The organism is Metapseudomonas boanensis, from assembly GCF_042232855.1.
Classification (GTDB): Bacteria; Pseudomonadota; Gammaproteobacteria; order Pseudomonadales; family Pseudomonadaceae; genus Metapseudomonas; species Metapseudomonas boanensis.
In genome coordinates, this window is the sequence record NZ_CP113889.1 from 5,711,756 (window position 1) to 5,719,356 (window position 7,601).

Consider the following 7,601-nt stretch of genomic DNA (forward strand, 5'->3'; position numbering starts at 1 on the left):
CCATCATTGGTGGTAAATAAGTTGTCAATCAATCGCTGGGACAACTTCGGGCCGAAGTCTAGCAGAACTTGCCGTCCCTTAAGAGATAATTTTCCCAAACTAAGTTTCGGAGAGGCCCGAGAATTTCTCACGCAGGCGATCCAGCGCACGCTTGTATCGCATCTTGGTCGCACTCAGGCCCATGTGCATGATGTCGGCGATTTCCTGGAACTCCAACTCTGCGACAAAACGTAGCACCAGGATTTCTCTGTCAATGGGGTTGACATGCACAAGCCAACGTTCTAGGCCGCCACGCTCCTCGACTTTGGGAGACTTTTCTTCAGAGGCTTCCTCAAGCGGATCAAGACTCAGAGCATCTAGCAGACGACGCTTTCGCCGCTCTTTCCGATACTGGGTAATGCACTCGTTGTACGTGATGCTATACAACCATGTCTTGAACTTGGACTTGCCCTCGAAGTTCTTCAGGCCGTACAGAACCTTCAGCATGACCTCCTGACAGACATCATCCGCATCACGATCGTTCCCTAGATAACGAGCGCAAACGTTGAAAAGAGTGCGCTGATAACGTCGCATCAACTCTTCATAAGCGCGCGTGACGTGAAACAGCTCGACGTGCGCACGCTCCACCAGCTCCTCGTCAGAAAGCTCGCGTGGGTCATAGCGCAAGGACAGCGATTGGGGCTTGTTCAAAGCGGGTCGGGCCGACAGTCAGGTCAAAAGCCGCCGGAGCACGAAGGTTCGCGCTCCAATTCTGGCGGCATACATTAGCAGGGAAATGCCGTCGTGTTAGCGGCTGGTTACCCGTTGATCAAGTAATGCGCGGTTCGACAGCGAAACCAGCTCACCATCCTCGGTAAGCAGGAGCGTTTTCACCGTGCCGATCTCTTCGATCTGCCCTTCGACATCGCCAATCTTGACTTGTTGCCCGACTTGATAAAGTTCTCGCACATAGATGCCGGCCAGGATCTGGCCTGCGATCTCGCGACTTCCCAATCCCAACGCCAGGGCAGCCGCCAAGCCGATGGAAATCAGCACGATAGCGATGACGTTGTTCAGCAGGTCGGTCTTGACCTCGAGCTGACCGATGGCCACTGAAATGCTGATGATGATGACCAGACCCTGGGCGAGGCGCCCAAGGCCGTGTGCGTACTCAAGGCCAACACCCTCCGCCGCACCGCGCACCACGCCGCTGAGCAGCTGGGCCAGCAATACGCCAGCCAGCAATACCAGGGCAGCGCCAAGAACCTTGGGCAGGTATAGGGCCAGCACATCCAGAGTCGCCGACACTCGATCCAGGCCCAGGGATTCGGCAGCGGACACCAGGAAGATCAGCAATACGAACCAGTAGACGATCTTGCCGATCAAGGTGGAAACCGGGACCTGGATACCGGCACGGGCAATCATCTTGGTCAGGCCGGTGCCGCCCATCAGGCGATCAAGCCCGACTTTGGCGAGCAGCTTCGACAGCAGCGTATCGAGCAGCTTGGCCACCACGAAACCGAGCAGCACTACGACCAGCGCGCCGAAAAGACGCGGAATGAAGCCAGCCACCGGTGCCCACACCGAGGTCATGGCGTTAACGAGTCCTTGGGTCCAGGGGTCGAATTCCATGTTCAATCAGCCTTATCTGCAGAGCGGTCAGGAGCATTACGGCGCGAAACAGGCGCCAGGTGAGGTGAACCATTGTTCAGGGCAATCATCATGGCCTCTAGCCAATGCCCCATCAGGCCGAACAAGTCCCCCGCGCCGACCTGGCGGTTGGCGGTCTTGAGTACCCGCCCCAGGGTCGCATCGTCATCATGATCAGACGACGGCGCCTTGAGCAGGTCTCGCAGGGATTCTTCAAACGGATCGTGCATGCGCACCTCACGTGGATATGTCGGCTAGACGCAGCCGACCTTGGGCAGGTCACATCAGAGCCAGCGCAGGCGACGGAACAACCACCACTGAAACAGAACCATTCCACCAATCAGGGCGCAAACGACATAGAACCCATAGCTCGTCCCTGCACCGGGAATTCCGGCCACGTTCATACCCAGCAACCCAGTGACGAAGCTCATCGGCAGGAAAAAGCCGGTCGTGATACCCAGCAAATACATGGTCTTGCCCATTCGCTCGCTCTGGCGGCGGCTTTCCGACTCCAGCACCAGTCCAACCCGTTCACGCGTCAGCTCTAGCTCTTCCAGATAGCGAGTAAGGCGGTTGTTCAGCTCGTTCCAGTACCCGGTATCGTCCTCGACGAACCAGGGCAGGCGATTGCGCCCCAATTGAGCGTAAAGGTCGCGTTGCGGCGCAAGGAATCGCCGCAGGGCTGCTGCACGGCGACGCACCTGGAGCATGAGGTCATGGTCCGGGCGAAAACGCTCGTCCACATCCAGGCGCTCCTCCTGCTCGTCCACCCGCTCGGCAAAATCACTGACCAGGGTGTCGACCTTGTCCGTCAGGTGCTCCGCGAGATAAAGCAGTACCTCCGAGCCGGTTTTCGGGCCAGAGCCACGACCCCATTGCTCGATGAGCGCATCAGTGGCGTGCAAGGGCCTAAGTCGCAACGAGATGACTCGCTGCGCATCGGCGAAGATGCGGACTGCAACCATGTCCTCGGGCTCAGACCCCGGATTCAGATTGATGCCCCGCAGGAACAGCAGGAGCTCGTCGCCAGGCAGGGACAGCAAACGTGGCCGCGTACTTTCCTCAAGCAACAGGTCGCAGGTGAACTCGGCCAATCCGCTGCGTTCCTCAGCCAACGCTGCGCTTGAGGATGGCTTCTGTCCCAGTGCAACCAGAGGCTCTGCCCCGGCTGCAGGTCCAGACTCTCCAACGCCAGTCGGGAGATGGGAGCTGCCCCGCCCTGGCCATCGAGCACAAAGGCATGGACCAGCCCCCATTGGGCGTTCTGCTCCTCGAACATGACGACTCCTGCCCCCAAGACTCCAGGCGATGCTGATGGACTTGCCTTACTGAGGCATCTCAAGGGCCTTGGGCGAGACAATTACGCCATTGTTGTCGGCGTAGATGAATTCGCCTGGGCGAAAGGTTATCCCGCCAAAGGTAACCGGCACATTGAGGTCGCCAATACCGCGCTTGTCGGTTTTCATCGGGTGAGTGGCCAGCGCCTGCACACCCAGGTCGGTCTGGGCGATGACATCGACATCACGGATGCAACCATAGACCACGATGCCCTCCCAGCCGTTCTTCGCCGCTTTCTCGGCCAGCATGTCGCCAAGCAGTGCACGGCGAAGCGAGCCGCCACCATCCACGACCAGGACCTTGCCCTTGCCCGGCAGGTCGACCTGCTCTTTCACCAGGGAGTTGTCTTCGAAGCACTTCACGGTGACGATTTCACCACCGAAGGAGTCGCGGCCGCCGAAGTTGCTGAGCATCGGCTCGACAACCTGCACGAGGTCGGGATAGGCGTCACACAAGTCAGGGGTAACGTATTGCATGGTCATCTCCTTGATAGCAGTTACAGGTCGAGCCCGACGCGATCACCATCGTACGCCAGCGGCAGTCGCTGAAGAGGCGCACAAGGTGCGTTGATGGCGCAACCAGTGGACAGGTCGAAGGTTATCCCATGCCGGGAACAGCGCAGCATCGTTCCTTCGAGGGTTCCGTTGTGCAGGGGAGCGCCTTGGTGTGGGCAGCGATTTTCCATGAGGATCGGCTGCCTATCAACGACGATCAACAGCAAATGACGACCCTGCACCTGAAAAGTGCCGCGATAGCCTTCGTCCAGATTGATCAATCGTTCCAACTCTACGAACATAGAGCCTCCGAACCCCTGCGGTTCTGTGCATATTTGCATATGCCCCATTGAGCCGAAATCGAAAACCTGCTGTATTCGACTAGCCCGCTGCGATTTCCGTCCCGACCTGCGCAGGCAGCTGCCGATCCTCAAGCCAACGCGCAACGAGCGGCCAGACTTCACGCTGGGCATCCTTGCCGATGAGCATTTCGACATGCCCGTAATCACCAGCGAAACCTTCCTGCCGAGACAGGCATAGAAAATGCCGACTCTCCTCAGGAAACTGCTCCAACAGCTTGCGGCAGGCCCAGACGGGATCTTGCCCGTCACCCGCAGCAGCAACTGCCAGCACAGGTACGGGCACTTCGGACAAGCCCGCCCACCAGTCGCTCTCGGCGTCACCAAAGCGGCCGAACAGCCCGTGCCAACGCAAACTCTCGAGGGCAAGCCCGATCGGTTCGTCCTCCGGACCGCGCTTCAGCAAAGAGCCGGATAGCACCTCGAAGCGCTTGAGTAGTAGACGACCGCCCCACTCCACCGGCGGCATTTTCAACGGCCAGTAGGTACGACTGACCTGACTTCCGAACAGCGCCACCGATGCGACCTGCCCTTCGCCAAGATAGTGCCCACCGAGCGCCGCAGCCAGGGTCGTTCCCCCAAGGGAATGCCCGATCCAGTGCGGAACCTCGCCCGTCTGCTCGCACACGAAATCGGCGATGGCGGGCAAGTCATAGCGCGCGTAATCAGCCACGCGATTGCGTCGATAGTGCTGGTTGCGCGGCGAAAGGCCATGCCCACGCATTTCCGCTATCCAGATATCGAAGCCCGCCCTGGCCAGGAAAGGCCCCAGGCCGATTCCCTTGGGCGAGTACCAGAATCGCCGGTTTGAAAAACTGCCATGCAACAGGATGACTGGCGCGCCACGCGCACCCTCACGGCCAAATATCCCAAGTCGGGTCAAAACCAGTTCAACACTGGGGTCCGGGCTATTGCCTGGCTTCAGACGATAGACATCCTCGGTCAGGTCGCCACGAAGTTCCGCGCTCATCAGCGCAACGGGAAATAGATCGCTACTGCTCTGCATGATTCTGCTTGCACAAAAAAGGGCGGGACTTACGCCCGCCCTTTTCGAGATGACTTCTGGAGCCTGCTTTCAGGGCCGTTGAGCGCGCCTAAGCTGCGCTCGCAAAGCCTTTAAGCCACTCCAGGTATCAGGCCTGCCCTTCAGCCAGGAAGAACCAGGTATCCAGCACGGAGTCGGGGTTCAGCGAAACGCTCTCGATGCCCTGCTCCATCAGCCACTTGGCCAGATCGGGATGGTCCGACGGGCCCTGTCCACAAATACCGATGTACTTGCCTGCCTTGTTGCAGGCAGTAATGGCGTTGGCCAGCAGCTTCTTCACGGCAGGATTACGCTCGTCGAACAGGTGCGCAACGATGCCAGAGTCCCGGTCCAGGCCCAGGGTAAGTTGGGTGAGGTCGTTGGAACCGATGGAGAAACCATCGAAGAACTCCAGGAACTCATCGGCCAGCAGGGCGTTCGACGGCAGCTCGCACATCATGATGACCTTCAGGCCATTCTCACCGCGCTTCAGGCCATTACTGGCGAGCAATTCGACAACCTGCGAGGCCTCGCCGAGGGTGCGAACGAAAGGCACCATGATCTCGACGTTGGTCAGACCCATCTCGTTGCGCACCTTCTTCAGCGCACGGCACTCCAGCTCGAAGCAGTCACGGAACGACTCGCTGATATAGCGCGAGGCACCGCGGAAGCCGAGCATCGGATTTTCTTCTTCCGGCTCGTAAAGCTTGCCGCCGATAAGGTTGGCGTATTCATTGGACTTGAAGTCCGACAGGCGCACGATGACCTTCTTCGGCCAGAAAGCAGCAGCCAGGGTACTGATGCCCTCGACCAGCTTCTCGACGTAGAAACCAACCGGGTCGTTGTAGCCGGCAATGCGCTTCTCGACGCTGTCCTTGATCTCAGCCGGCAAGCCGGCGAAGTTCAGCAAGGCCTTGGGGTGCACGCCGATCATGCGGTTGATGATGAATTCCAGTCGGGCCAAGCCAACGCCTTCGTTCGGCAATTGGGCGAAGTCGAAAGCGCGGTCCGGGTTACCGACGTTCATCATGATCTTGAACGGCAGCTCGGGCATGGCATCGACCGAGTTCTTACGAATGTCGAAACCCAACTGGCCTTCGAATATGAAGCCGGTATCACCTTCGGCACAGGAAACGGTAACGCCCTGGCCATCCTGCAGGACATGAGTGGCGTTGCCGCAACCCACAACAGCCGGAATACCCAGCTCACGAGCGATGATCGCAGCGTGGCAGGTACGCCCCCCGCGGTTGGTGACGATGGCGCTTGCGCGCTTCATCACCGGCTCCCAGTCCGGGTCAGTCATGTCGGAGACCAGCACGTCACCCGGCTGGACCTTGTCCATCTCGGAAACGTCGTGGATCACCTTCACCGGGCCGGCACCAATGCGCTGGCCAATAGCACGGCCTTCGACCAGGACCTTGCCCTTTTCCTTCAGCAGGTAGCGCTCCATGACGGTGGCGCTGGTGCGGCTCTTCACGGTCTCGGGACGAGCCTGGACGATGTACAGTTTGCCGTCGTCACCGTCCTTGGCCCACTCGATGTCCATCGGGCGGCCGTAGTGCTTCTCGATGATCAGCGCCTGTTTGGCCAGCTCGGTGACCTCGGCGTCAGACAGGGCAAAACGGGCACGATCGGCACGATCCACCTCGACGGTCTTGACCGATTTGCCGGCCTTGGCCTCCTCGCCATAGATCATCTTGATAGCCTTGCTGCCCAGGTTACGGCGCAGGATCGCGGGACGGCCCGCCTCAAGGGTCGACTTGTGCACGTAGAACTCGTCCGGGTTCACGGCGCCTTGTACGACGGTTTCACCCAGGCCATAAGCGGCAGTGATGAAGACCACGTCACGGAAGCCGGACTCGGTGTCCAGGGTAAACATGACGCCGGCGGTGCCGGTTTCGGAGCGGACCATGCGCTGCACGCCGGCGGACAGGGCGACGAGCTTGTGATCGAAGCCCTGATGCACGCGGTAAGCAATGGCTCGGTCGTTGAACAGGGAGGCGAATACCTCCTTGGCTGCGCGGATCACGTTATCCACGCCGCGGATGTTGAGGAAGGTTTCCTGTTGACCGGCAAAGGAAGCGTCCGGCAGGTCTTCGGCGGTAGCGGAAGAGCGAACGGCTACAGCCAGGTTGTCGCTGCCCTGGGCCAGTTCGGCGAAGGCAGTGCGGATTTCCGCATCCAGACGCGCAGGAAACTCGGCATCCATCACCCAGCCGCGGATCTCCGCGCCGGTCTTTGCGAGGGCATTGACGTCATCCACATCGAGCTGATCCAAGGCAGCATGGATACGGTCGTTCAGGCCGCTCTGCTCGAGGAAGTCACGGTAGGCCTGGGCGGTCGTGGCGAAACCACCGGGGACAGAAACACCGGCGCCAGCCAGATTGCTGATCATCTCGCCCAGGGATGCGTTCTTGCCCCCCACATGCTCAACATCGTGGACGCCGAGCTTATCGAGGGAAACTACGTACTCTACCAAGGTGATCTCTCCACTAATGTGTTGGAAAAGCTCAAACGGAGCAGGTCCGCTGCGTTCTGGCCTTGAGCCAGAAAAATAAGTCAGCTAATGCCGACCGGCTGGGGCCCAGGCGAAAAAACGCGGCCTATCATAGCCAAGAATTGATCCCACTCAAGGCCCTTGGCGCAAAACAAATGTACCGTTTTCTTTGCTTCTCGATGGCACTGGCATCACTGCAGAAGTTTTGGCCATTTCCTTGCGCAGTTCTGAACCATCGCCACCTTCAGCAAGATCACGCG

Annotated in this window: 7 protein-coding genes and 1 pseudogene; all 8 read right to left on the reverse strand. The window is 59.3% G+C overall.

Translation table 11 applies throughout. The annotated features are described in order from the left end of the window. Positions 1 to 99 precede the first annotated feature (99 nt). The 8 genes and pseudogenes from sigX to ppsA all read right to left on the reverse strand — a co-directional run bounded on the left by sigX (position 100) and on the right by ppsA (position 7,323). A complete protein-coding gene (gene sigX, locus OXH74_RS26435) occupies positions 100 to 690 on the reverse strand; it encodes an RNA polymerase sigma factor SigX (RefSeq protein WP_215378474.1) in 591 nt (196 codons plus the stop codon). Positions 691 to 786: 96 nt separating this feature from the next. After that, a complete protein-coding gene (locus tag OXH74_RS26440; RefSeq protein WP_215378476.1) occupies positions 787 to 1,611 on the reverse strand; it encodes a mechanosensitive ion channel domain-containing protein in 825 nt (274 codons plus the stop codon). Between the two features lie 2 nt (positions 1,612 to 1,613). After that, positions 1,614 to 1,865, reverse strand: a complete 252-nt coding sequence (locus OXH74_RS26445) for a CrfX protein (RefSeq protein WP_215378478.1) — start codon at positions 1,863 to 1,865, stop codon at positions 1,614 to 1,616. A gap of 48 nt (positions 1,866 to 1,913) precedes the next feature. Then, positions 1,914 to 2,908: pseudogene (locus OXH74_RS26450) on the reverse strand (zinc transporter ZntB). A gap of 46 nt (positions 2,909 to 2,954) precedes the next feature. Next, positions 2,955 to 3,443, reverse strand: a complete 489-nt coding sequence (gene rraA / locus OXH74_RS26455; protein WP_375739566.1) for a ribonuclease E activity regulator RraA — start codon at positions 3,441 to 3,443, stop codon at positions 2,955 to 2,957. Positions 3,444 to 3,463: 20 nt separating this feature from the next. Further along, complete coding sequence (locus OXH74_RS26460) at positions 3,464 to 3,763, reverse strand: Rieske (2Fe-2S) protein (RefSeq protein ID WP_375739567.1); 300 nt, start codon at positions 3,761 to 3,763, stop codon at positions 3,464 to 3,466. Positions 3,764 to 3,842: 79 nt separating this feature from the next. Next, on the reverse strand, positions 3,843 to 4,826 hold the full coding sequence (locus OXH74_RS26465) for an alpha/beta fold hydrolase (protein WP_375739568.1): 984 nt from the start codon (positions 4,824 to 4,826) through the stop codon (positions 3,843 to 3,845). Positions 4,827 to 4,953: 127 nt separating this feature from the next. After that, on the reverse strand, positions 4,954 to 7,323 hold the full coding sequence (gene ppsA, locus OXH74_RS26470; protein WP_375739569.1) for a phosphoenolpyruvate synthase: 2,370 nt from the start codon (positions 7,321 to 7,323) through the stop codon (positions 4,954 to 4,956). Between the last annotated feature and the right edge of the window lie 278 nt (positions 7,324 to 7,601).

What these genes read in the sequence shown, in the direction of transcription:
- OXH74_RS26440 (WP_215378476.1), bottom strand. Translation starts at nt 1,611, where the DNA reads ATGGAATTCGACCCCTGGACCCAAGGACTCGTTAACGCCATGACCTCG.
- rraA (WP_375739566.1), bottom strand. Translation starts at nt 3,443, where the DNA reads ATGCAATACGTTACCCCTGACTTGTGTGACGCCTATCCCGACCTCGTG.
- OXH74_RS26460 (WP_375739567.1), bottom strand. Translation starts at nt 3,763, where the DNA reads ATGTTCGTAGAGTTGGAACGATTGATCAATCTGGACGAAGGCTATCGC.
- OXH74_RS26465 (WP_375739568.1), bottom strand. Translation starts at nt 4,826, where the DNA reads ATGCAGAGCAGTAGCGATCTATTTCCCGTTGCGCTGATGAGCGCGGAA.